This is a genomic window from Leuconostoc gasicomitatum LMG 18811, assembly GCF_000196855.1.
Lineage (GTDB): Bacteria > Bacillota > Bacilli > Lactobacillales > Lactobacillaceae > Leuconostoc > Leuconostoc gasicomitatum.
This window is the reverse complement of the sequence record NC_014319.1, coordinates 882,908-905,008: the sequence shown is the minus strand read 5'-3', so window position 1 is coordinate 905,008 and position 22,101 is coordinate 882,908. Positions and strand designations below refer to the sequence as shown.

23 protein-coding genes are annotated in these 22,101 nt (G+C 37.3%); 2 read left to right on the top strand and 21 right to left on the bottom strand.

The features are described from left to right. Position 1: 1 nt before the first annotated feature. From glyQ to LEGAS_RS04390, 10 genes are all read right to left on the bottom strand, one after another. Positions 2-946, bottom strand: a complete 945-nt coding sequence (gene glyQ / locus LEGAS_RS04435) for a glycine--tRNA ligase subunit alpha (protein WP_010390667.1) — start codon at positions 944-946, stop codon at positions 2-4. Between the two features lie 42 nt (positions 947-988). Then, positions 989-1,378, bottom strand: coding sequence for a hypothetical protein (locus tag LEGAS_RS04430; protein ID WP_013231519.1), 390 nt, complete (start codon positions 1,376-1,378; stop codon positions 989-991). Next, complete coding sequence (locus LEGAS_RS04425) at positions 1,379-2,113, bottom strand: hypothetical protein (RefSeq protein ID WP_013231518.1); 735 nt, start codon at positions 2,111-2,113, stop codon at positions 1,379-1,381. A gap of 376 nt (positions 2,114-2,489) precedes the next feature. Further along, a complete protein-coding gene (locus LEGAS_RS04420; RefSeq protein ID WP_013231516.1) occupies positions 2,490-3,629 on the bottom strand; it encodes a DUF805 domain-containing protein in 1,140 nt (379 codons plus the stop codon). 88 nt (positions 3,630-3,717) lie between these two features. After that, the gene (frr, locus tag LEGAS_RS04415) at positions 3,718-4,263 is read right to left on the bottom strand and encodes a ribosome recycling factor (protein WP_010016610.1); all 546 of its coding nucleotides are present in this window, start codon (positions 4,261-4,263) and stop codon (positions 3,718-3,720) included. Next, positions 4,263-4,988, bottom strand: coding sequence for a UMP kinase (gene pyrH / locus LEGAS_RS04410; protein ID WP_010388574.1), 726 nt, complete (start codon positions 4,986-4,988; stop codon positions 4,263-4,265). The genes frr and pyrH overlap by 1 nt, the downstream gene beginning before the upstream one ends. Before the next feature lie 91 nt (positions 4,989-5,079). Then, entirely contained in the window at positions 5,080-5,955 is an 876-nt protein-coding gene (tsf, locus tag LEGAS_RS04405) for a translation elongation factor Ts (RefSeq protein ID WP_010388578.1), read from the bottom strand. 124 nt (positions 5,956-6,079) lie between these two features. Continuing rightward, positions 6,080-6,856: a 30S ribosomal protein S2 gene (gene rpsB / locus LEGAS_RS04400; RefSeq protein WP_010016607.1), complete on the bottom strand. Its 777-nt coding sequence runs from the start codon at positions 6,854-6,856 to the stop codon at positions 6,080-6,082. Positions 6,857-7,000: 144 nt separating this feature from the next. After that, positions 7,001-7,282, bottom strand: a complete 282-nt coding sequence (locus tag LEGAS_RS04395; RefSeq protein WP_013231515.1) for a GIY-YIG nuclease family protein — start codon at positions 7,280-7,282, stop codon at positions 7,001-7,003. Then, positions 7,279-8,040: a tRNA1(Val) (adenine(37)-N6)-methyltransferase gene (locus tag LEGAS_RS04390; RefSeq protein WP_010388582.1), complete on the bottom strand. Its 762-nt coding sequence runs from the start codon at positions 8,038-8,040 to the stop codon at positions 7,279-7,281. Before LEGAS_RS04390 ends, LEGAS_RS04395 begins: the two co-directional genes overlap by 4 nt. Positions 8,041-8,098: 58 nt before the next feature. Between LEGAS_RS04390 and LEGAS_RS04385 the strand changes: the two genes are divergently transcribed. Beyond that, positions 8,099-8,734, top strand: a complete 636-nt coding sequence (locus LEGAS_RS04385; protein ID WP_010388584.1) for a lysophospholipid acyltransferase family protein — start codon at positions 8,099-8,101, stop codon at positions 8,732-8,734. An 11-nt stretch (positions 8,735-8,745) separates the two neighbouring features. Here LEGAS_RS04385 and LEGAS_RS04380 read toward each other — a convergent pair whose 3' ends face one another. After that, positions 8,746-8,985 carry a YneF family protein gene (locus tag LEGAS_RS04380; RefSeq protein WP_013231514.1) on the bottom strand — a complete coding sequence of 80 codons (240 nt, stop codon included), beginning with the start codon at positions 8,983-8,985 and terminating at the stop codon, positions 8,746-8,748. A gap of 271 nt (positions 8,986-9,256) precedes the next feature. Between LEGAS_RS04380 and lexA the strand changes: the two genes are divergently transcribed. Beyond that, positions 9,257-9,898: a transcriptional repressor LexA gene (gene lexA, locus LEGAS_RS04375; protein WP_010388586.1), complete on the top strand. Its 642-nt coding sequence runs from the start codon at positions 9,257-9,259 to the stop codon at positions 9,896-9,898. Positions 9,899-9,947: 49 nt separating this feature from the next. Here lexA and pyrE read toward each other — a convergent pair whose 3' ends face one another. The 10 genes from pyrE to LEGAS_RS04325 all read right to left on the bottom strand — a co-directional run bounded on the left by pyrE (position 9,948) and on the right by LEGAS_RS04325 (position 22,099). After that, a complete protein-coding gene (pyrE, locus tag LEGAS_RS04370; RefSeq protein WP_010384343.1) occupies positions 9,948-10,580 on the bottom strand; it encodes an orotate phosphoribosyltransferase in 633 nt (210 codons plus the stop codon). Then, positions 10,581-11,273, bottom strand: a complete 693-nt coding sequence (gene pyrF / locus LEGAS_RS04365) for an orotidine-5'-phosphate decarboxylase (protein WP_013231513.1) — start codon at positions 11,271-11,273, stop codon at positions 10,581-10,583. A gap of 38 nt (positions 11,274-11,311) precedes the next feature. Next, a complete protein-coding gene (locus LEGAS_RS04360) occupies positions 11,312-12,238 on the bottom strand; it encodes a dihydroorotate dehydrogenase (protein ID WP_010384350.1) in 927 nt (308 codons plus the stop codon). Between the two features lie 57 nt (positions 12,239-12,295). Then, a complete protein-coding gene (gene carB / locus LEGAS_RS04355; protein WP_013231512.1) occupies positions 12,296-15,475 on the bottom strand; it encodes a carbamoyl-phosphate synthase large subunit in 3,180 nt (1,059 codons plus the stop codon). Next, positions 15,468-16,556, bottom strand: coding sequence for a carbamoyl phosphate synthase small subunit (locus LEGAS_RS04350; protein WP_010385600.1), 1,089 nt, complete (start codon positions 16,554-16,556; stop codon positions 15,468-15,470). Before LEGAS_RS04350 ends, carB begins: the two co-directional genes overlap by 8 nt. 33 nt (positions 16,557-16,589) lie before the next feature. Then, complete coding sequence (locus tag LEGAS_RS04345) at positions 16,590-17,858, bottom strand: dihydroorotase (RefSeq protein WP_013231511.1); 1,269 nt, start codon at positions 17,856-17,858, stop codon at positions 16,590-16,592. After that, positions 17,845-18,756: an aspartate carbamoyltransferase catalytic subunit gene (locus LEGAS_RS04340; RefSeq protein WP_013231510.1), complete on the bottom strand. Its 912-nt coding sequence runs from the start codon at positions 18,754-18,756 to the stop codon at positions 17,845-17,847. Before LEGAS_RS04340 ends, LEGAS_RS04345 begins: the two co-directional genes overlap by 14 nt. A 178-nt stretch (positions 18,757-18,934) precedes the next feature. Then, a complete protein-coding gene (gene lepB, locus LEGAS_RS04335; RefSeq protein WP_013231509.1) occupies positions 18,935-19,567 on the bottom strand; it encodes a signal peptidase I in 633 nt (210 codons plus the stop codon). A gap of 52 nt (positions 19,568-19,619) precedes the next feature. Next, positions 19,620-19,973, bottom strand: a complete 354-nt coding sequence (locus LEGAS_RS04330; protein WP_013231508.1) for a YlbF family regulator — start codon at positions 19,971-19,973, stop codon at positions 19,620-19,622. Between the two features lie 65 nt (positions 19,974-20,038). After that, on the bottom strand, positions 20,039-22,099 hold the full coding sequence (locus LEGAS_RS04325) for a PBP1A family penicillin-binding protein (RefSeq protein WP_013231507.1): 2,061 nt from the start codon (positions 22,097-22,099) through the stop codon (positions 20,039-20,041). Positions 22,100-22,101 lie beyond the last annotated feature (2 nt).

Genomic DNA, 22,101 nt, shown 5'->3' with positions numbered 1-22,101 from the left:
ATTACATGCCCTCCTTCTGTGCATATTTACCGTTCACACCTAAATACTTTTCACGTAAATCACTATCTTTTAATAATGGGAAACCAAGCTTAGAGCGGGCTTCAATAAATACCTTTGATACATGACGTGCCATGGTACGAATTCGATGCAAATAACCTGCACGTTCCGTGACTGACACTGTGCCACGCGCGTCTAATAAATTAAACGTGTGTGATGATTTCAAAATATAATCGTATGCTGGGTGAACCAATCCTAAAGACAATAGCCGTGTTGCTTCAGCTTCAAATTCATCAAAATGTCTCAACAACATTTCTTGGTCAGAACATTCAAAAGCATATTTTGAATGTTCATATTCAGGTTCTTTGAAAATATCACCATACAGTACGCCATTACCCCACTCAAGATCATACACTGTAGGGACATCTTGAATATATGATGCCAATCGCTCTAAACCATAAGTTACCTCAGCTGTAACGGAATCCACCTCAATGCCACCTACTTGTTGAAAATAAGTAAACTGTGTGACTTCCATACCATCCAACCAAACTTCCCAACCAATGCCTGCTGCACCCATTGATGGATTTTCCCAGTTGTCTTCGACAAAACGTATATCATGTTCTAATGATTTAATTCCCAAAGCTTCCAGCGAACCTAAATACAATTCTTGAATGTTTGATGGGGATGGTTTCATAACAACTTGAAATTGATGGTGCTGGAATAAGCGATTTGGATTATCACCATAGCGACCATCAGCCGGGCGACGCGATGGTTGAACATATGCTGCGTGCCATGGTTCAGGACCATTTGCACGTAAAAATGTGTATGGTGATTGTGTTCCAGCACCAACCTCATTGTCATATGCCTGCATTAAGTTTGCCCCTTGTTTGGCCCAGTACTGTTGAAGAGTCAAAATAATATCTTGTAATGATAGTTTTGTATTTGTCATTTTTCTTTTCCTTTAAATATTTCAAATTTTAACGTTATTTTATTAAAACTGACTAACAAAAAACCAAATTGCAGCTATTAAAACCGGAAATCCTAAACTCAGTAAATTACCAATAATAAATTTATCAATTGCAACACTTTGCACGTCACTATCTAATTTAGATAATTCACCCCATCGCGCAAATCCTTTGATAGCAACAATCATACTTATAGCACCAACATTGCCCAATGAAATTAATAACATCGCAAAAGTGCGTTCAATATTACCAATGAGTTGACCATGTATAAATGGATCAGTTTTTTTACCAGCTACAGGTTGCCATTTTTTTTGGCCAATTTTGCTCAGAGTAAAACTGATCAATATCCCATAGAAATAGCTTAGTACTAACCACCCAACAACTATAAATGTCATATCTATTAATTCTTGCTTCATTTATTTTTCCTCAAATACCGCTAACTGGTTATTAACAGCTTGCACATCTGCTTTGGTAACCAACATACGTGCGCGGTTTTCAATTTGTTTAAGTGTGTCCGTCTCTTTAAATCCACTATTTTTTATAGCAATCAATTTTGGCAAATCATCACGCCAATTCTCAGAATGTTGCAACGTTGAATAAATTAAACGCTTTTTGTCTGTATTAAGTTCGAACTCGTAAACTAACATCAGAATGTGTTCAACCATTGACATTTTTTCATGATCAGTAGCGATTTTCAGTAAAATTGGTGCTTTTTTAAAATCAGTTTGAATGCCTAATTTTTTATCCATTTGCTTGGTGGCAATTAATTTCAACGTTGGCATCGCTAGATTTCGAGCCAATACTACAGCAGATCCATTGACCAACGCCTCATCTTGCGTATAATTCAAATCTGTATCAATATCGCCAACACCAACAGCCATATATAATTGTAAAGTCATGGCTTGCATGATTAAATAAGTTGTCAATGACTGATAAATTTTAACAATGTCATCTCGTGCATTAACTGACTGCACCGCACCAGAAATCGCATCACCATTGTGCACTTGAAATGGCATTATTAATGTTTGTTTAGTCAATTTGTTTAAATATTCTGTCACATTCATGGTCTGCTGTATCAATACATTATTATCTTTAACCAGTCGTGACTTAACCACATCTAATTCGAAATAAATTGTCTGCTTTTTTTCCATATTTGAAGTATATCACATAAAAGATATATAAATATATATCTTCGCATAAAAGATATATATTTATATATCTTTTATGTATTTTAAAAGGAATATTGAAATGATATATTTTTAAATAAAAATCACATACCTTTTAAAAAATACTGTGTGTTATTTTCCCTTTCCGACACTAAAAAACCGCCCATAATCCGTTCCAATGTCAAAATAATTGACATCAGGACGCTTACACGCGGTTCCACCTGATTTCCGGAAAAAATTCCCGACACTTGATTTGTTTACGCACTCCATCATCGCCACATGATATCTTAGTTAGTAAACTGAATATATTTATTATGCACTGCAACTCTTAAAACGTCAAGTGTTTCATCTTATTTATAAGTCATTGACTGTACGTTGTTGCTACGGAATTAATTATTGTATTTAGCAACGGTTTCGACTGAGAAATTAAATACATCACACGAATATGACCATCTGGCATATGCCATTCCAAATAACTCATTGCTTTAATTTGATCCGTTGTGGGCTCTTTATATGTACCATCAATACGCCAAACTTGTAAATCACCCTGCTGTTTTAACTGAAAATAACTTTGCCCAACAATTTTTTCAAATGGCAAGCTAGATATATCAACGCCGAACCCTTGTCCCATTGTGCTGGTCAAAATCAGCACATGTTGTTCTTGTATGCTTAAAAACCATTGTAGTGTTGAACTGTCTTGTTCCCAGTGACCTTGAACCGTGAAAGTCCCAAAATCATTATCTCCCAATCGCATCTCAGGTAAATTACGATAACTAGCAGCTACTTTATCATCTGGCAATGCTTTAACTGAAATGTCAGGTATTGGTTTTTGAGCTTTTTCTAAATGATGAGTATCAGACGCAGCACTAGACAAGACACTGGATAAACTTGATTCAATATTTGTTTGACTACTAGCCGACTTATCAATCAATTCTGATTCACGTTGTGTTTGCTGGACTTGTTGTTTTAGCGCTTTTTGCCATATATTATTAATACCAGTCATTTGTTTTTTGATAGTAAAAATTTGTAATCCAATTATCAGCACAATGATGGTAACAAAGACAATAGTATAATTTATTTTTTGTTGTACGTTTAAATATGGTGTCCAATATGCTGAACGTCGAAGGAGCAAGTAAATTATACCACTTAAATATAGCAACAATAGAACCGGTACAGCAATCAATAAACCGAGTGCAACAGTAATGCCACTAAAAATACCAATTAAAAATGGACTAAATAATATTATTGCTATAATTTGCTGAGGTAAACCTGAATCTCGTAATCGACGAATAAATAGGGATATGTTTGGTACAAATATTAGTAGACTAAATATTGAAGAAATATGACTTGATAACGTCCACTCATTAAAAATAGTACCAACAATAAAAATTATCAGGGCAAAAATCAGGTTGTTAACAGCCTGAACCAGCCAATAGTCTAAGCGATAAGCGCCACCCCTAAAATTAAACGTTTCGCGCCAATATCTCAAGTACCTACGCACAATAAATATCCTCCAAATAAAAAAACTTGACCCATCGTCAAGTTTTTATGATCATTTAGTATAACACTATGTCTGCCACTAAAAATTTTCAAATTGTCAACAATTCTTTTTCTTTCTCGGCTGCAATGACGTCAATTGCCTTGATATTATCATCAGTCAACTTCTGAACATCATCTTCAGCATTTCGAACGTCATCTTCAGGTAATTCTTTATCTTTTTTGACCGTATCCATTGCATCGCGACGAACATTTCGAATAGAAACTTTTGCTTTTTCCGCCTCAGCTTTTACTTGCTTAGCTAGATCTTTACGACCTTCTTCCGTCATTTGAGGAATTGCCAAACGTACAATATTTCCGTCGGAAGCTGGATTAAGACCCAAATCAGACATGTTAATCGCCCGAACAATTTCTTCTAAAGCTGACTTATCAAATGGTGTAATCAATAAAATGCGCGCTTCAGGAACAGAAATCGAAGCAACTTGCTTTAAAGGTGTCATTGCACCATAATATTCTACTTCGATACGATCTAAAATGTGCGGATTAGCGCGTCCTGTACGAATGCTACCTAATTCACGTTTTAAAGCATCTTGAGCACCCTGCATACGTGTTTTAGCGTCTGTTAAGTTAAAAGCCATTATTTTCCTCCTGTAACCGTTGTCCCAATATTTTCACCCAGTACAACACGTTTTAAATTCCCTGGTGTGTTTAAGTTAAATACGACGAGTGGCATATTATTGTCCATTGATAGTGAACTAGCTGTTGAATCCATCACTTTCAATCCTTTTTGCAAAATTTCCAAATGCGTTAATTCGGTATACTTAACAGCATTTGCATTTTTATTAGGGTCCGAATCATAGATGCCATCAACACCATTTTTACCCATCAAAATAGCATCTGCGTTAATTTCATTTGCTCGTAATGCAGCTGTTGTATCTGTTGAAAAATAAGGTGAACCTGTCCCAGCCGCAAAAATAACAATTCTGCCTTTTTCCAAATGCCGAATAGCACGACCACGAATATATGGCTCAGCAATTTGTTGCATGGTAATCGCTGTTTGAACACGTGTGTCAACACCAGCGCGTTCCAATGCATCTTGCAACACGAGAGCGTTCATCGTTGTACCAAGCATGCCTGTATAATCTGCACGTGACCGTTCCATACCAACTTTTGAAGCTGGTTCGCCACGCCATAAATTACCACCACCAACAACAATTGCAATTTGTGTTCCTAGATCATGGACTTCTTTTAAATCTTGTGCAATTTCAGAAACTGTTTCAAGATCAATACCTTGCCCTTTTTCTCCAGCCAATGCTTCACCAGAAAGTTTCATCAAAACACGTTTATATTTCATACTCGACATGATTTACCTCATTTTCTATGCTAATCAATTATACCAAAAATATATCGCAAAAAAAGTACGTTATGATGATATAACGCACTTTTAATATTTATTACCCTAATTGTTTAGCAACTTCTTCAGCCAAATCAGTCACTTTCTTTTCAATGCCATCACCCACTTGGTAACGTACAAATGATTTTACCGAGCCATTTTGTGATGCAATAAATTGTGCAACAGTTTGGTCACCATTCTTAACAAACGCTTGATCCAACAATGAAATTTCAGCCAAGAACTTTTTAATACGTCCTTCGACCATCTTTTCTTTGATATTGTCAGGCTTACCAGCTAAATCTTCAGATGCAAGTTGCACAGCTTTTTCTCGCTCAACAACTTCTGTAGGTACTTCATCATCTGAAACATATTGTGGTGCAATAGCTGCAACATGCATCGCGATATCTTTTGCTGCTGCTTCTGAGGCACCCTCAACGACAACTAATGACGAAATTGATCCTGCCAAATGCGAATAAGCACCAAAATTTTCAGATTCTGATTTTTCAACAACTGAGAAACGACGTAAAGTAATCTTTTCACCAGTGATTTGTGTTGTTCCAACAATCATATCATTCAAAGTTTGGCCAGCTTTTACTTCCAAAGCCAATGCAGATTCAACATCTGCAGGCGTAAATTCAACGATTGCATTTGCAACAGCCTTTAACAAGTCATTAAATTCAGCGTTTCCCGCAACGAAATCAGTTTCTGAGTTCAATTCGATAATAGCTGCTTTATTGCCATCAACAGCAACGTATGTCATACCTTCGGCAGCAACGCGGTCACCTTTTTTAGCAGCCTTAGCCATACCCTTTTCACGAAGCAAGTCAATTGCTTTTTCCAAGTCACCATCAGCTTCAACCAAAGCCTTCTTTGCATCCATCATACCAACAGATGTCTTATCACGTAATTCTTTTACTTGTGCAGCAGTAATTGCCATTATATTGCTCCTCTAAAAATATTTATGTTTTCATTATAACATGCTTTTTACACGTTTCGGACAAATAAAAATGCCAATCCGCATCCCAAACAGGTCCGCAGGAACGGCATTTGTCATTCAAATATTAATTATTGCCTTCTTCAACGATATTAGTGATTTCTTCAATTGATTCTGTGTTTTCATTTCCAGCTACAAAAGCATCTTCAGGCGCTGAATCTTGTCCTTGACGACCTTCAATAATAGCATCAGCCATCTTAGCAGTGATTAAACGAACTGCACGAATAGCATCATCATTGGCAGGAATCTTAACATCAACAACTTCAGGGTTAGCATTTGTGTCAATCATAGCCACAACAGGAATGTTTAACATGTTTGCTTCCTTAACAGCTATTTCTTCCTTCTTAGGGTCAACAACAAACAATACATCTGGTAAACCAGGCATATCTTTAACACCACCCAAAAACTTATCCAACTTTTCACGTTGCTTGTTTAGCAAAACAACTTCTTTTTTAGGTAATTGTTCGAAAGTGCCGTCTTCGGCCATAACTTCCAAATCCTTCAAACGTTGGATACGTGTCTTAATTGTATTCCAGTTAGTCAAAGTGCCACCCAACCAGCGATGGTTGATGAAATATTGACCAGCACGTGTTGCTTCTTCAGCAATAGCATCTGATGCTTGTTTCTTTGTACCAACAAACAAAAAGTTGGCATCATCTGTTGATGCATTACGGACAAAGTTATAAGCTTCATCAACAAGCTTAACTGTCTTTTGTAAATCGATGATATGAATACCATTACGTTCTGTAAAGATGTATTCATCCATTTTTGGGTCCCAACGACGTGTTTGGTGCCCAAAGTGTACTCCTGCTTCGAGGAGTTCTTTCATTGAAATAACTGCCATGATATGGTCTCCTAGGTTTTTCCGCCGACAAATTCGACATTCACAATGACATTTCTGCACCTATGTGAACTTGTTTGCCGTGTGTATTTGTTGCTAATAACAACAGCTATTATTATACGAAATAATTAACAGTATTGCAAGCTATTAGATCCAAATTTTTTCATTAACCTGATGCGCTATCAAAAATTTCTCTTTGTTTTTTCTGGTCAGTTTTTTAAAGTTTGCTTCGGCTCGTAGCGCGTCACTTTTTGTATCAAACTGTGCATCATAAATTAATTGTAAAGGATGTCTTGACTTGACACGTGTAAACTTCGCCCCTTTACGCACTTGATGTGTCTTAAATCGGCGTTGAACGTCATCGGTAAAGCCAGCATAAAAATAACCATCAGCCGTATATAAGACGTAAAAGTAATATGGTTTTATCATACCCATGATTGCCCATATAAAATATTTTGTACCTGATTTGTATATTCATTTGTTTGTGTATAAGCCACAATTGGTGGCATAATGCGAACACCGCCTAAACGTCCAGCTTTTATTGCCTCAATAAGTACCATATTCGCTTCTCGATCAGATTTACCATAGACAAATTGTATGCGCTTAATCATTAGTTTTCGTGCTGAAAATGCTGAAAAGATATCAGCCAATCGTTCTGGTCGATGAACCATATAAAATTTGCCATTATTTTTAAGTAATTTATTGGCAACTTGGGCTAATCCTGGCAAATCTATCGTCAATTCGTGACGCGCCAATTCATAATGTTCATCTTGATTTGTTTTTGTTGTATTATTTAATGGGAAATATGGCGGATTCGACAAAACGGTTTCTGCTGAACCTGGTTGAATATCATCAAATATAGCCTTCATATCTGACTGTAAGACACTAACACGATCCTGTAACCCATTCATTGCAATACTTCTTTTGGCCATTTCGGCTAGTTCTGGCTGAATTTCCACTAACTTAATCAGACCCGCAACTTTTGGTGCATAGAATAAACCAACAGCACCTGTACCAGCACCCAGATCCACGGTCAATCCACGCCCTTTTCCTTTAACATCAGCAAAATGTGCTAATAAAATTGCATCTAGTGAGTATGCAAACATATCCGGATTTTGGATAATATGAATATTTTGTGATGGTAAGCCATCAATACGCTCACCTGTATTAAGAATTGGTTCAATCATTGTTTTTTTCTCGCTTTATCGTGTAAAATAGTTAAGGTAGTTTATGAGGTGACTAATAATGAAATTTTATGATTTTTTGCGCGGTGTAGCTATTGGCCTAATGTGGACAGTAAATGGGCGAATCAAGTATATGAATCGAAATCGTATACCTACTGATGATAACTATGTTTTGGTCGGACCACATCGTACATGGTGGGATCCCGTTTGGTATGCAGTTGCTGCCTACCCAAAACATTTTATTTTTATGGCTAAAATTGAACTTTTTAAATTTCCACCACTTGCTTGGCTCATTAAATCTGCTGGTGCATTCCCGGTTGATAGAGAAAATGTTGGCCCGAGTGTTATCAAAATACCAGTGAACGAATTAAAGCACGGCAATCGTTCACTTATCATGTTTCCTTCTGGTTCCAGACACAATGATGAATTAAAATCAGGTTCTTTATTGATCGCAAAGATGTCAGGAAAAGCGATTGTTCCCGCTGTATACCAAGGACCAGTATCCTTTGGACAGCTGTTTAAGCGAAACAATACCACCATTAATTTCGGTGAACCGATTATAATAGACCGTAAAGACAGGTTAAATAAAGAAAACATTGCCAAATATACACAGATGATTCAAGACGCTTTTGATCAGCTAGATCATGAGGTAGATCCTACCTTCGTTTATGTCGATCCTAAACGTGAAAAAAAATAAGCCATTAAGGCTTATTTTTTTTGCGCTTGTTCGCTTTGTTGCTTCATCTGAGCCATCATTTGATTTAATTTCTTTTGTGATGGCTTTTGACCCATTGACATCATCATTGACTTCATCATTTCTTCTGAAATTGGTGGATTTTTTGCTAAATAACTCTTCATTGAGTTCCGTGCTAAGAAGAATCCAGCCGCCAATCCAATAATTAAAGTCAAAACTGCAATCAAGATGACGAGTCCAATATTTAAAGTCATAGTCTTCCCCTTAATAAATTTCTAAGATTAATTATAGCATAAAGTACAAAATAATGACGTCAAAATTTCTGCCAATACTAACCTCTGACTTTCAACAATATTATCCACAGATTTCCCTTGAAATTAGACGTACTTTTAAAGAAATGATAAATGTTTTTAGTAAATAAGTTATTAAAACCTAAAAAAACGAACAAATGTTTGATTTATCTTTAGCTTTTCGTTATAATTAGTACATATTAAATCGAGTAGTATTAAGGAATGAAATCCAAAAATGACAATTCAAATTCAAGAAAGTAAACAGCTACAGGTGCTGAGGTTTATCCATGAAGCACAAATAACAAATGGCTATCCACCTACGGTGCGTGAGGTTGGTGAAGCTGTCGGTTTGTCCTCTTCTTCAACAATTCACGGTCACATCGAGCGGCTAGTGAAAAAAGGCTATCTTTTAAAGGATGCCTCAAAACCACGTGCTCGTGCCATTGAAGTCACTGATTCTGGTTTAGAAGCATTGGGTGTATCTATTACTCCTGGTCGTATCCCTGTACTAGGACTTGTTACTGCTGGTACACCTATCTTGGCTGTTGAAGAAGAAGCCACTGAATTTTTTCCAATTCCGGACAATTTGATGCAATTTGATGGTGACATGTTTATGCTAAATGTTCGTGGCAATTCTATGGTCAATATTGGTATCTTAGATGGTGATAAGGTCATTGTCCGTAAACAAGATAACGCTGATAATGGCGACGTTGTGGTAGCCATGAATGATGATAACGAAGCAACAGTTAAACGTTTTTTCCGAGAAGCAGACCATTTCCGTTTACAACCTGAAAATGACGCAATGGCACCAATTATTCTTAAAAGTGTTTCTATTTTAGGTAAAGTTATCGGCCTCTATCGTGATGCAATCTATTAAAAACAAAAAATCTTTGGGGACATTTCCCCAAAGATTTTTTAGTGTCCATTTATAATTGCCATTTGTTAGGATTTTGTTGCCAATTTTGTAGTGTTTTCAATTGAGATTTGTTTAATTCACCACGCTCAATAGCTGTGGCGACCAATTGAGAGTATGTTGTTAATGATTTAAAAGTTAACTTTGCATTAGTAAAATTAGTCAGTCCTTCAGATAATTCATATGAAAAAATTGATACGACACCTAAAACATTAGCACCTTCTTTACGTATCGCTTCAACGGCAGCTAATACCGATCCTCCCGTTGAAATTAAATCATCAATTAATACAACTTTTTTACCAGTAGTAACTGCTCCCTCTGTTTGACGGCCGGCCCCATGATCTTTTGGCTTCGATCGTACATAAATCATAGGCTTATTCAATTTCTCAGATACCCATGCAGCATGAGGAATACCAGCCGTTGCAACACCACCAATAATTTCAACATCCCCAAATGATTCTTGAATTAATGCTGCTAAACCTTCATAAATATTTTGACGGACTTTTGGGTAACCAATAGTCATGCGATTATCCGTATAAATAGGACTTTTAATACCTGATGCCCAAGTAAACGGTTTTTCTGGGGAAAATTTTACTGCACCAATTGTCAGTAAATCATTTGCCACTTGTTCTGCATAATTCAACATTTAATTGCTCCATTCTAATAATACACGTTGGTAGGCTGCCACAGGATCATTGGATTTAGTAACGGAACGACCGACAACTAAGCCGGTAGCACCCAATTCACGCGCTTTTTCAGGTGTTGTAATGCGATTTTGATCATCAGTTGAATCACCAGTTAATCGAATTCCCGGTGTTATACGTAGAAACGAATCATTCGTTTTTTTCTGAATGAAACCTGCTTCCAACGGCGCACTAATTGTCCCATCAATTCCTGATTGATATGCTAATTCAGCTAAATGAATAACATTTTCCGTCATGCTTGAAGACGTTAATTGTGTTGCCTGCATATCAGCTTCTGAAAAAGAAGTTAATTGCGTGACCGCTAGTAATTTCATCTCCTTACCTTTGTTTGCTACAGCCTGTCGTAACATTTTTGTACCACCGGCAGCATGAACTGTCAGGTATTGAACATTTAGTTTTGCAATACTAGCAACCGCATGACCAACTGTTGTTGGAATATCATAAAGTTTCAAATCCAAGAAAATTGTAAAACCTTGTCTGTGCAGTTCACGGACAAATTCTGGTCCTTCAGCAAAAAATAATTCCATGCCGATTTTTATTGCAGGTTTATCAGCTATTTTAAGAAAATCATTGAGGAAAAGTCTTGTTGTTTTTGCATCAGGAAAATCTAATGCTATAAATACCGGTCGCTTCATGATAGAGGATAGTCCTTTCTAAATAAATTAATCTATATTTACTTTCTAAAGGTGTTGGTCACAGCTCGAACATCAGTAAACTCATACTTATCTAACGCTTCAGTCATCGCATCAATAATCTCTAACATTGCTTCAGGTTTCTGAGTTAGTGCACCTCCAACTTGTATGGCACTGGCTCCTGCCATCATTAATTCCAACGCGTCTGCCACACTAGCAATACCACCAACACCAATTATCGGAATATTAACCGTCTGAGCAGCTTCATAAACAAAACGTACAGCAATAGGATGAATCGATTTACCAGACATACCTCCTATTCCCCGTGCTAAGCGTGCTTGACGTTTTGCCAAGTCAAAACTCATTCCCATAACTGTATTAATGAGGACAATACCATCTGCACCAGCAGTTTCAAGTGCTTTTACAATTGGTTTAATATCTGTCACATTTGGTGATAATTTAGCATAAAGTGGTAAATGAGTAGCTTGTCGTAACGCTGCAATGACCTCAGATGCTGTTTGTGCATCAACTCCAAAAGCCATACCTCCGCGATCAACATTAGGACATGATAGGTTGACTTCAATTGCAGTTACAAAACCTGAATGTGTTAACCGACGTGCTAACTCAACATATTCTTGTACAGTTTCACCAGCAATTGAAACCATCACCGGCATGTCATCACAATATTTTTTATGAATAGCTGGCAATATATCTGATATTACCTTTTCGATACCTGGATTAGCTAACCCAACTGAGTTCAAAATACCACTTGGCGTTTCAATAATCCAAGGTTGCGGATTACCAGCACGTGGTGTCATAGTAACAGTTTTAGTGACTAGTGCCCCTGTTTTTTCAATCCCAAATCCTTTATCTTCTATGCCAAAATATACAGAACCAGATGAGTTCATCACAGGATTTTTCATATTTAATCCCGGTAGGTTAACCGCCAGACGATTATTTGCTATCATTTTTTCTCCTAATTTGTCTCACTGGACAATTTTATTAGTTATTCTATCCATTAATCACTACTTCATTTCATTGACTGTAAAACTACGACTTTCCAAAACATCGAGGAAAGCGTTAACTGTGTCCAATGCTGTAAACAATGGTACAGCATTTTCAATTGCCGCATTACGGATAAGGCGACCATCGGATTCTGCCCGATCATCAGCTTGAGTTGTGTTAATGACAACTTGTAACTTTTGTGATTTCAGTGCTTCTACTGAATTATTGTTAGATTCCGAAATTTTATCTAAAATTTCAATTGGCATATCATTGACTTCAAGATATGCACCAGTCCCTGATGTTGCAAACAAAGCAAATCCTAAATTATTGAATCGTTTAGCCAAAATTAGTGCTTCTTCTTTGTCATCATCAGCGACTGTAAAGAGAACATTACCATATTGCGGTACTTTAATGTTTGAGGCTACAAAGGCTTTATAAAGCGCTTTTGGTAAAGTCGTATCAGAGCCCATCACTTCGCCTGTAGATTTCATTTCAGGCCCAAGTAATGAATCGACATCTGGTAACTTGGTAAATGAAAAAATAGGTGCTTTAACGTGAACCATGTCATCTGCTGGTACTAGTCCAGTTTCAAATCCCATGTCAGCTAATTTTTCCCCCAGCATGACACGTGTTGCCAATTGTGCTAACGGGATATGTGTCACTTTCGAAATAAATGGTACAGTTCTCGATGCTCGTGGATTAACTTCAATGACATAAGCTGTATTCTCATGAATGACGAACTGCACATTCATTAAGCCAATCGTATTCATGGCTTGTGCTAAATTGATAGCGGCTTGCGTCATTTCATCTTGAACTTTTTGTGATAAATATTGCGGTGGATAGACAGACATAGAATCACCAGAGTGTACACCTGCACGTTCAATATGCTCCATTATACCGGGAATAACAACCGTTTCACCATCTGATAGCACATCGACCTCGGCTTCTTGACCAACCAAATATGAATCAATCAAAACAGGATGATCATTTGACACCTTAACTGCACGTTGCATATAGTCATTTAATTCTTCATCTGAAGTCACAATTTCCATTGCACGTCCACCAAGGACATACGATGGCCGAATCAAAACTGGATAGCCTATTTCTTGTGCCGCTGCCAAAGCACCAGGAACTGTTGTAGCTGTTTTCCCTATGGGTTGTGGTAGTTTTAATTGTTTTATGACTTGATCAAAAGCTTCACGGTCTTCAGCACGGTTCAAATCTTCAACTGTTGTGCCTAAAATGTGCACGCCATTTTCTGTCAAAGGTTGTGCTAAATTAATAGCTGTTTGACCCCCGAACTGCACAACAACACCAATCGGATTTTCTAAATCAATCACATTTAACACATCTTCTAATGTTAGCGGCTCAAAATACAATTTGTCAGAAATAGAAAAATCAGTTGACACAGTTTCAGGATTAGAGTTCATAATAATCGCTTCGTAACCTGCGCGTTGAATGGCTTTTACTGCATGAACAGTCGCATAATCAAACTCCACGCCTTGTCCAATACGTATTGGACCTGAACCCAGTACAATGACAGATTTTTTATGCGTTTTAATTGATTCATTTTCGCGCTCATATGTCGCATAGTAATACGGTGTTTGCGACTCAAATTCAGCCGCCACAGTATCAACCATTTTATAAACAGGTAAAATACTTGCTTGTGTTCTTAATTGACGAACCTCAACTGTTGTTTTATGCCAAATATTTGCGATAGTTGCGTCAGCAAAACCGTTTTTCTTAGCATATGCGAGCTGATCAAGATCACCAATACTATGTGCTAGATCACGTTCAATTTCAATAATATGAAGAACTTTGTCCAAAAAGAATTCATCAATTAAGGTCTTGTCGTGAATAGCCTCAATTGTCACGCCGCGTCGTAATAAGTCAGCAATCATAAATAAACGATCATCGCGAGCAGGCATTAATGATGCCAATAAGTCTTCGTCTGATAGGTCATCAAATGTGATATCATCTAACCCTATTGCGTCAATTTCTAATGAACGTACAGCCTTCAATAACGCCTCTTCCATGTTACGGCCAATTGCCATAACTTCCCCTGTTGCTTTCATTTGCGTCCCTAGACTACGATCAGCCGATGCAAATTTATCAAATGGCCAACGTGGAATTTTAAATACAACATAGTCCAATGCCGGCTCAAATTCTGCTTTTGTTGTGCCAGTAACAGGGTTAATAATTTCATCTAAATTCAAACCAACAGCAATTTTGGCTGCCATTTTAGCAATAGGATATCCTGTGGCTTTAGAAGCCAGCGCTGATGAACGCGATACACGTGGATTGACTTCAATAATATAATACTTGTATGAATTTGGATCGAGTGCCATTTGAATATTGACACCACCCTCAATTTTCAAAGCACGAATAATTTTCAATGCAGCATCACGCATCATTTGAACTTCACGATCTGATAATGTTTGTACCGGTGCTGTAACAATCGAATCACCCGTATGTATACCAACTGGATCAAAATTTTCCATTGATGCAACAACTAACGCATTATCATGTGCATCACGCATGACTTCAAATTCAATTTCTTTATAGCCAGCAATTGATCGTTCAATCAAGACTTGTGTGACTGGTGATAATTCTAAACCATTCGCCGCAATTTCAGTTAATTCTTCATGCGTTTCAGCAATACCACCACCTGTGCCACCCAATGTGTACGCTGGACGTACAATAACGGGATAACTGTGTGTATCAGCGAATTCGAGTGCTTCCTCTAGTGTCGTTGCAATTGTTGACTCAGGAATAGGTTCATTCAAACGTTCCATGAGTGCTTTGAATTCTTCACGATCCTCAGCTTCTTCAATGGCAGATAGTTTTGTGCCTAACAACTCAATATTCAAATCATCTAATATGCCAGCTTCAGACAAATCCTTAGCCATGTTTAAACCAGTCTGACCACCTAATGTTGGTAAAATGGCATCAGGCCGTTCTTTACGCAAAATACGCTCAATAAAATCAATTGATAATGGTTCAATATAAACTTTATCTGCAATTTCTGCGTCCGTCATAATTGTTGCAGGATTAGAGTTAACTAAAATGACGTAATAGCCTTCTTCTTTTAAACTTAGTGCAGCTTGCGTGCCAGAATAATCAAATTCTGCTGCTTGACCAATAACAATTGGTCCAGAGCCAATCACCAATATTTTTTTGATGTCAGTGCGTTTAGGCATTTTGTGTTGTCTCCTTCTTTGCGTTTTCAATCATGTTCAAAAAGTCATCAAATAAATATTCAGCATCATGTGGACCTGGTGCTGCATCTGGATGAAATTGAACAGAGAAAGCGTGATGATTTTTCAATCTGATACCCTCTACTGTGTGATCATTAATTTCTTCATGTGTCACAACCAGTTCTGTTTTTGATAAGCTGTCTCGATTGACAGCATAGCCGTGATTTTGAGAAGTAAAGTCTAGCCGCTCTTTTGACAAATTACGAACCGCGTGATTAAAACCACGGTGTCCAAATTTTAATTTATAAGTTTCAGCGCCATTAGCTATTGCAAACAATTGATGGCCTAAGCAAATACCCATCAATGGTAACTGTTCTTGCAGTGTTTGTATTGTGGGAATCGCGTAAGCAACGTCCTGTGGATTGCCTGGACCATTTGATAATAATATGCCATCAGGATTAGCGGCTAAAATAGTCTCTGCATCAACATCTGCTGGAAACACCATGACATTGACCCCCCTTTTAGCTAAAGAGCGTAATATTGAATTTTTTAATCCAAAATCAATCAAAGCAATTGACACACCGTCTGTTGGATTTTGATATTGTGTCTTTGTTGTCGCATCAGCAACCATCTTTTTTGAAGGGACAAATTTTTTAATCTCTGAAAAAATGTCGTCGGTTACTTCATTGACTAATGCAGCTTTCATGACACCGTTATCACGCAATTCCCGTGTTAATGCACGTGTATCAATACCAGTGATACCAGGCATGTTCATCCGTTCCGCCCACTCTTCTAAGCTCATCATTTGACGCCAATTGCTTGGCCGACGTGCGATTTCATGGACAACAATTGCTGAAGCTGCCGGTCGTAAACTTTCAAAATCATCACGATTAATACCATAATTACCAATTAAAGGATAGGTAAAAACAATCATTTCACCACGATATGACAAATCAGTTATTGATTCTTGATAACCTGACATGCCAGTATTGAAGACCAATTCTGCCATCACATTGGCATCAGATCCGAAGGACTCACCTTCATATACTGAGCCATTTTCAAGTACTATATAGCGTTTTTTCATGTCTTATTATCCTCGTTATCGTGTTTTCGTCGTTTACAATGATTGATAAACTAACTGCCCGTCAACCCAGGTAGCAAGTGTGTTTCCGTAAACTTGCCAGCCAATAAATGGTGTGTTCTTACCTTTTGATTTAAACTTATCTACTGAAATAGTTTTCTGATGCTCTAAATCAAACAAAGCTAAGTCAGCTGTTTCACCAGGTTTAATCTCAGTTGGCGCCTCAAGTTTGAAAGAAGCTATTGGTGCACTGATCATACGTTGCAAAAGGGTTTCTAGCGTCATGACGCCTGATCTAACTAAATGTGTATACAGCAATTGAAAACTCGTTTCAATTCCTGTAATCCCAAATGGTGCTTCTCGAAATGGTTTATTTTTTTCGGCCGTACCATGTGGTGCGTGATCTGTTGCAATCATATCAATTGTGCCATCTAATAATCCCGCTAATACGGCTTGTCGATCTGCTTGTGAGCGTAAAGGTGGATTCATTTTGAATAACGCATTATCACCTTTGATGTCCGTATCAGAGAGCAAAAGATGATGTGGTGAAACCTCAGCTGTAACATTTACGCCTTGCAATTTTGCAATTCGAACTAATGCAACAGATTCTTTTGTTGAGATGTGCGCAACATGATAGTGCACGCCTGTTGCTTTAGCTAACATCAAATCACGCGCTAATTGTGAGCTTTCCGCTAAACCAGTAATTCCTGGGATTTCTAATTTTTTAGATTGTTTTCCAGCGTTCATAACCCCACCATGTAATAAGGAATCATCTTCTAAATGTGCTACTAATGGTTTATCAGCTTTTGCAGCAGCTACCATAGCTTGTAGCATGGTATCAGCGGTTTGCACGCCTTTGCCATCGTTACTAAATGCAACAGCTCCAGCAGCAGACATTCCTGAAATATCTGATATTTTAGATGCTATCAAATCGGCTGAAACAGCCCCATATTGTTTAACATGAACTGTCCCATTTGTTTCATTTAATTTAATCTGTGCAGCGATACGTTCGGCAGTTTCTGGCACAGGGTTAAGGTTAGGCATCGCAATAACTGTTGTAAAACCGCCGCGCGCAGCCGCTTGAGAACCAGTCGCAATCGTTTCCTTATAATCAAAACCTGGTTCCCGAAAATGAACATGTACATCGACTAATCCACTGGATAGAAACGCACCTTTAGCATCAAACGTGTCAACCTTTAAATTATTATTTTCTGATACTTTAACAATTTTTTTACCATCAATCAACACATCTCGTGTAACTAAATGACTATCTTCTAAAATTTTAGCATTCTTAATAAGTTGCATGATTTGTCTCCATTGTATATTCTAGTATTGCCATCCTTGCAAACACCCCATTCGTCATTTGTTCAAAAATACGTGACTTTGGTGCTTCAACAAATTCATCGGCAATTTCCACGTCACGATTAACTGGTGCTGGATGCATGATAATTGCCTGCGCTTTAAGCTGTTCATACCGTAATTTATTCAGTCCAAATTTAGCATGATATTGTTTGGTTAAAAAAATTTGATTTTCAGTCTGTGTGATACGCTCATGTTGCACACGCAGAAACATCACAACATCAAGCTGTTCCCATTCTTTATCAATAGCCACAAACTCACCAAATTGACTAAAATCTTTTGGTAGCCAATTTTCTGGTCCAGAAAATGTCATGTTAGCGCCTAATCTTTTCAAAATTTCCGCATTTGAACGTGCCACACGAGAATGCATTAAATCACCAACAATTCGAATATTTAAACCAGTAAAATGACCAAATTGTTCGTAAATTGTCACCAAATCTAGCAAACTCTGAGAAGGATGCTGCCCACTGCCGTCCCCAGCATTCACAAGCTGTGGTATAGCATGTCCTTCTGCACTCAGAACACTTTCATACCAACTCGTAACATTATGCCTAATAACAGCAACATCAACACCAATAGCTTTTAGTGTTTTCAACGTGTCGACTAAACTTTCACCTTTTGACATTGAACTGCTTTGCGGCTCAATTCTAATTTGTTGAAAACCTAACTTATTTTCTGCCATCTGAAAACTGCTATGCGTACGTGTAGAATTTTCAAAAAACAAATTACTTACCGTCAAATTGGTCTGATCGGGCTGCACACCTGACTTGAATGCTAAGGCCCGTTGAATTAATTTTAGCACATCAGATTCATTTACTGAATTTATATTCAAAAAATGTCGCATAATACTCCTTTTTATACAAAAAACCGCATAAGCCTTTTGACTCACGCGGTTCTAGAAAATTACGGTCAAAGAATGGACTTTGACCCAAGTATCTAAAAGCCTTGTAAGTCTCTCTGGACTTAATTAAAGGTTTTTATTGTTTCTCATATATTATCATTTTTTTTACAACTAAGCAAATTCAATTTGCAAAAAAAAGTTTATTCTGACCATTAACATTTTGCTTAGCTGTTTTATTTGAATTCCAGAAAGGTACATAGACTTTTCCTTTAATATGTTGCTTATCAATAAATCCAAAATAACGACCATCATTAGATACTGACCGATGATCACCCATGACAAAGTACTCACCTGCGGGCACCCTACTATGGTTACGATCTTTTTCTTGCCATTGATCAGTAGATGATAATGTTTTCAATGACCATGTACTGCCAAATGACATTTCAGTGCCTTGTGTTTGCTCATTGATACCAATGTAATTTTGATTAACACGTTTGTTATTCACGTATAAATTAGAATTTTGATATGAAACCGTATCTCCTGGTAAGCCAATGATCCGTTTGACATAATCTTTTTCTCCAGATCTAATTCTTGGATCTTCTTGACGTGCATCAAACACCACAACATCACCACGTTTATATTTAGAAACTTTACTTAACAAAACCAATTCACCGTTTTGCAAGTTAGGCGTCATTGACGGCCCATTTACCCTTACAAAGCTGAATAAGAAAGTTCGAATCAAGGCAACCACAACAACGGCGACCAAGATTGGTACAACCCACTCTTTTAGAAACTGAACAAATTTATTTTGCATAGTATTTCTCTCTTTTTATGTACAAAAACAACTAAACAGATTGTTTTCACACTTACTTTCGTAGTTGTGCGTAAGCATCAGCAACAGGTTTTGTAATAATATCATTAAGTTCCGTTAATAATTTATTTAATGCCTGTTCAGCTGTTAAAAGTGCTGTAATTAGTTCGTTTTTTTGCACTTCAGCTGCAATAATATCCCATTCTTTTTCTTGTTCTGGATTTGGTTGTTGTTGGACTTGCATCATTTTTTGCACGGCAACTTGTACCTCTTGAAACTTACCAAACAAGTTCTTAGCTTCTTCATTATTTTGAATGTCATCAAAAGCTTTTTGCCATGCTGTATATTCTTGTGTTTGCTTCAATACATTTGCCATTTCATTGGCATTATCATAAATATTAACTGTCATTTTTCTTTTCCTTTTTGCTTTCAATAAACTGTATACACTATCATTACTAAATCAATCAATAATTCTTAATTGCCAAATAATCCCTTAATAGTTTGCCAAGTTTTATTGGCCCCTTCTACAGCATTATCAACTCCCTTTGAGAAATCAGAACCAATATCTGACCACTTAAATGCCTTACTATTACTGTCGGTACCACTATTTGGATTTGTTACAGTAAAGTTTGTTCCTGGTGTATTTGGCAAAATTTCCTCTAATGAAGTTTTTACCAAAGGCCCCATAGTTGCTGTTAATCCAAGGGGCAAACTATTATTTTTACTTTTATCATCTAACCCCATCCAAGTAGCTTCGACAACATCCTTTGTATACGCCATCGCCCAAGAATCTTTCGATGATTGACTATTTTCCGTATCATTGGGATTTTCGGTTGTACCTGTTTTACCAGCAATAGTAAAACCTGCCGGTGCTGCCCCTAAACCAGTCCCATTAGTATAAGTGCCAAGCATCATACGTGTCATATTATCTGCAACGCGCGAACTAATGACACGCTTTTGCTTAGCTTTAGGATGGTTCACAATCACCTTGCCAGTTGCATCAACAATTTTTGTAATAAAGTGTGCATCACTCATAACACCATCGTTGGCAAAAGCAGTGTAGGCTTGTGCCATTTGCATAGGAGAAACACCAACTGTTAAGCCACCTAGAGACAACGCAAGATTTTTATCTTTATCTGATAATGGTAAACCGAATTTGCGTGCACTTGCATAGCCTGCATTCACACCAATTTTATTTAATAAGTAAACCGCTGGCACATTGTAAGAGTGCTCTAAAGCTTCGTACATAGGTACATCATCTGTTTGTACATTCAATGCATTATGAACTTCCCAACCATTTGTACCAAACGTGCGTGTCGTATTCGGTAAGCTTGTGTCGATACTATAACCCTTTTCTAAGGCAGGTGCATACACAGCAATTGGCTTAATTGATGAACCTGGTGATAATTTTGATTGCGTTGCATAATTAAATCCTCGGAATGTGTGCTCTTCTTCACGACCACCCACAAGTGCACGAACGCCACCTGTTTTCGCATTTAGCACAACACTTGCTGCTTGCGCATCCGTATTGTAATTAAACATAGCACTATTATTAAAATTTTGTTGTAAATTTGTTTGATCTTGTTGATTTAATGTTGTATAAATTTTATAGCCACGATTCATAACATCACTTTCAGTTAAACCATATGTTTTAATAGCTTCGCTGATAACTGAATCAAAAAACCACGGATACTGATATTTATTTGAACTATTATACGTATCATTCAAAATCATGGGTGCTGCTTGTGATTGTTTTAATTGTGATGCTGACAAGCGTTTTGTTGCTACCATTGTACTTAAAACAACATTACGACGTTTAGTTGCTGCTTGTGGATGATCAATTGGATTATATAGCGCTGGGCTTGGTAACATGCCAGTCAAAGTTGCTGCTTGCGATGTTGTTAACTCGCTAGCATGAACACCGAAATACTTTTGAGACGCATCTTCAACACCCCAAACACCATTGCCAAACCAAGCGTTATTCAGGTACATCGTTAATATTTGATTTTTTGTATAATCTTGTTCAACTTGCATCGATAAGAAAATTTCTTTAGCCTTACGTGTTATTGTCTGCTCTTGCGTCAAGTAAGCATTTTTAACAAGTTGTTGTGTCAAAGTAGATCCGCCACCAGCGATAGTAGATGAACCTAAGAGCTTATTCTTAATATTAAGTACCGCTGAACGAGCGATTCCTTTCACAGAAAAACCATACTCATGGTAAAAATTTCGATCCTCACTTGATATAACCGCATCACGCATATTTTGAGATATACGACTATACTTGACATAAGTTCCCTTTTGCGAATACAGTTCCCCGGCTTTTGCACCTGAATCATCATAGACCGTTGTTGTTTGTGCTAACGTTGCCTGTAAATTTTTAACATGCGCTGTTTTCGCTAAAGTAACCAAGTACATACTCATAATCAAAAAAAATGATAAAAAAACTATGATAAGAAAACGTCCAAATTGCCAACGTTTAGCGAATGGGGAAAATTTCTCGTTTATTTTTTTTATAATATGCTTCAACCAACTCATAG

Bases quoted from the DNA above. Each gene is read 5' to 3' on its own strand.
- glyQ (WP_010390667.1), bottom strand. From the start codon at position 946: ATGACAAATACAAAACTATCATTACAAGATATTATTTTGACTCTTCAA.
- LEGAS_RS04430 (WP_013231519.1), bottom strand. From the start codon at position 1,378: ATGAAGCAAGAATTAATAGATATGACATTTATAGTTGTTGGGTGGTTA.
- LEGAS_RS04425 (WP_013231518.1), bottom strand. From the start codon at position 2,113: ATGGAAAAAAAGCAGACAATTTATTTCGAATTAGATGTGGTTAAGTCA.
- frr (WP_010016610.1), bottom strand. From the start codon at position 4,263: ATGGCTTTTAACTTAACAGACGCTAAAACACGTATGCAGGGTGCTCAA.
- pyrH (WP_010388574.1), bottom strand. From the start codon at position 4,988: ATGTCGAGTATGAAATATAAACGTGTTTTGATGAAACTTTCTGGTGAA.
- tsf (WP_010388578.1), bottom strand. From the start codon at position 5,955: ATGGCAATTACTGCTGCACAAGTAAAAGAATTACGTGATAAGACATCT.
- rpsB (WP_010016607.1), bottom strand. From the start codon at position 6,856: ATGGCAGTTATTTCAATGAAAGAACTCCTCGAAGCAGGAGTACACTTT.
- LEGAS_RS04395 (WP_013231515.1), bottom strand. From the start codon at position 7,282: ATGATAAAACCATATTACTTTTACGTCTTATATACGGCTGATGGTTAT.
- LEGAS_RS04390 (WP_010388582.1), bottom strand. From the start codon at position 8,040: ATGATTGAACCAATTCTTAATACAGGTGAGCGTATTGATGGCTTACCA.
- LEGAS_RS04385 (WP_010388584.1), top strand. From the start codon at position 8,099: ATGAAATTTTATGATTTTTTGCGCGGTGTAGCTATTGGCCTAATGTGG.
- LEGAS_RS04380 (WP_013231514.1), bottom strand. From the start codon at position 8,985: ATGACTTTAAATATTGGACTCGTCATCTTGATTGCAGTTTTGACTTTA.
- lexA (WP_010388586.1), top strand. From the start codon at position 9,257: ATGACAATTCAAATTCAAGAAAGTAAACAGCTACAGGTGCTGAGGTTT.
- pyrE (WP_010384343.1), bottom strand. From the start codon at position 10,580: ATGTTGAATTATGCAGAACAAGTGGCAAATGATTTACTGACAATTGGT.
- pyrF (WP_013231513.1), bottom strand. From the start codon at position 11,273: ATGAAGCGACCGGTATTTATAGCATTAGATTTTCCTGATGCAAAAACA.
- LEGAS_RS04360 (WP_010384350.1), bottom strand. From the start codon at position 12,238: ATGATAGCAAATAATCGTCTGGCGGTTAACCTACCGGGATTAAATATG.
- carB (WP_013231512.1), bottom strand. From the start codon at position 15,475: ATGCCTAAACGCACTGACATCAAAAAAATATTGGTGATTGGCTCTGGA.
- LEGAS_RS04350 (WP_010385600.1), bottom strand. From the start codon at position 16,556: ATGAAAAAACGCTATATAGTACTTGAAAATGGCTCAGTATATGAAGGT.
- LEGAS_RS04345 (WP_013231511.1), bottom strand. From the start codon at position 17,858: ATGCAACTTATTAAGAATGCTAAAATTTTAGAAGATAGTCATTTAGTT.
- LEGAS_RS04340 (WP_013231510.1), bottom strand. From the start codon at position 18,756: ATGCGACATTTTTTGAATATAAATTCAGTAAATGAATCTGATGTGCTA.
- lepB (WP_013231509.1), bottom strand. From the start codon at position 19,567: ATGCAAAATAAATTTGTTCAGTTTCTAAAAGAGTGGGTTGTACCAATC.
- LEGAS_RS04330 (WP_013231508.1), bottom strand. From the start codon at position 19,973: ATGACAGTTAATATTTATGATAATGCCAATGAAATGGCAAATGTATTG.
- LEGAS_RS04325 (WP_013231507.1), bottom strand. From the start codon at position 22,099: ATGAGTTGGTTGAAGCATATTATAAAAAAAATAAACGAGAAATTTTCC.